The organism is Williamsia sp. (assembly GCF_036566845.1).
Taxonomy (GTDB): Bacteria; Actinomycetota; Actinomycetes; order Mycobacteriales; family Mycobacteriaceae; genus Williamsia.
This window is the reverse complement of the sequence record NZ_DATCVM010000073.1, coordinates 1-1,507: the sequence shown is the minus strand read 5'-3', so window position 1 is coordinate 1,507 and position 1,507 is coordinate 1. Positions and strand designations below refer to the sequence as shown.

The 1,507-nt window shown below is 64.0% G+C and carries 2 protein-coding genes; both read right to left on the bottom strand.

Annotated features, from left to right (window positions below; all coding sequences use genetic code 11):
* Window positions 1-664, bottom strand: a 664-nt coding sequence (locus tag VIQ49_RS06360) for an alpha/beta hydrolase (RefSeq protein WP_331882156.1), incomplete at its 3' end; no start/stop codon positions are given.
* A partial coding sequence (locus tag VIQ49_RS06355) for an NADP-dependent oxidoreductase (RefSeq protein WP_331882153.1) occupies window positions 661-1,507 on the bottom strand: 847 nt, incomplete at its 5' end. The genes VIQ49_RS06360 and VIQ49_RS06355, both read right to left, overlap by 4 nt.

Below are 1,507 nucleotides of genomic sequence, written 5' to 3'. Positions count from 1 at the left end.
GGGACAGGTCCGATGGGGCGGAGCGTCCATATTTTTTGATGGCAGCGAGTTGGGTACGCAGCACTGATATTTTGACGGCGGTGTCGCGGTCGGTGCTGCGTTCGTTCAAGCGCCGGATGAATGCCTTGGCTGCGGTCTTGCCGGCGAGGTTGCGGTTGAAGAACAAGAATTCCTTGGGGTCCGCCCGTACGAGCGTTGCGCGCAGAACATCGAAGTAGGTTGTCCGAGCGACCTTGTCGATGTCCTTGCCGCCGCGAGGTCCGGTGCCGGTGAGGACGAGTTTACGGACCAGCTGTGGGTGTTCGAGGATCAGATCTTGGGCGATGAAGCCCCCCATGGAGAAGGTGAACAGGTCGATCGTCTCGAAGCCGAGCGCGGTGATGAAGGTGTAGGCGTCGGCCGCCATCGCCTCGATGGTGTCGGGAGCTTTTCCGGTGGATGCACCCACGCCGACGTTGTCGAACGTGACGACGTGACGGTTCTGTGCAATGGCGTCGACGATGCGGGGGTCCCAGTTGTCCAGGTTGGCAGTGAGGTGGACGAAGAAGACGACGGGGATGCCGCCTGTCGGCCCCAGTTCGCGGTAGGCGTAGGTATTTCCACCTGCGGTGATGGTCTTGGTCGGCGCGGATGCGTAGGCGCCCTGGTAGTTCGACGTGCTCATGTGGGGTTCTCCGAGGCGGTTCGGGCGGTGGGCAAGGTGATGACGGCTTTGCCTCGGATGCCGCCCGATGCGAGGGCTGTGAGTGCGTCTGGTGTTTCGCCGAAGGGATAGGTCCTCCCGACGATCGGCCGGATGACACCGCCGTCGACGAGTTCGGAGATGCGGCGTAGTTGTTCGCCGCTGGCGCGCATGAAGAGAAATTCGTAACTCACGCCTGCTTTCGCGGCATGTCTGCGGATATTTCGGCTCAGGGCGGTGATCGCGAGTCGAACGATCGGGTTGAGCCCGGCGGCGGCGGCGAAGGCCGGGTCGGGTGGGCCCGCGATCCCTATTGCCGTTCCGCCCGGCCGAAGTACCCGCAGTGACCGTTCGAGATTGTCGCCGCCGAGGCTGTCGAGAACCACGTCGTAGGCGGTCAGGACTTTCTCGAAGTCCTCGGTGCGGTAGTCGATGACGACGTCCGCGCCGAGATCCCGGACGAAGTCAGCGTTTGTGCCGCTCGCGGTGGTGGCGACGCTCGCGCCGAGATGCTTGGCGAGCTGGATCGCGATCGATCCGACTCCGCCCGCTCCGGCATGGATCAAAACTTTCTGTCCGGGCTGCACATTCGCTCGCTCGACGAGTGCTTGCCAGGCGGTGAGCGCGACGAGGGGCAGTGAGGCGGCCTCGACGGTGCTGATCGATGTAGGTGAGAGCGCGAGATCGTCTTCGTGAACGGCGATGCGTTCGGCGAAGGTGCCGATGCGCCCGTCGCGGGGGCGCGCATAGACTTCGTCGCCGACGGAGAACTGTCGCACGTGCGCACCGACTCCGATGACGGTGCCTGCCAGGTCGTGTCCGAGT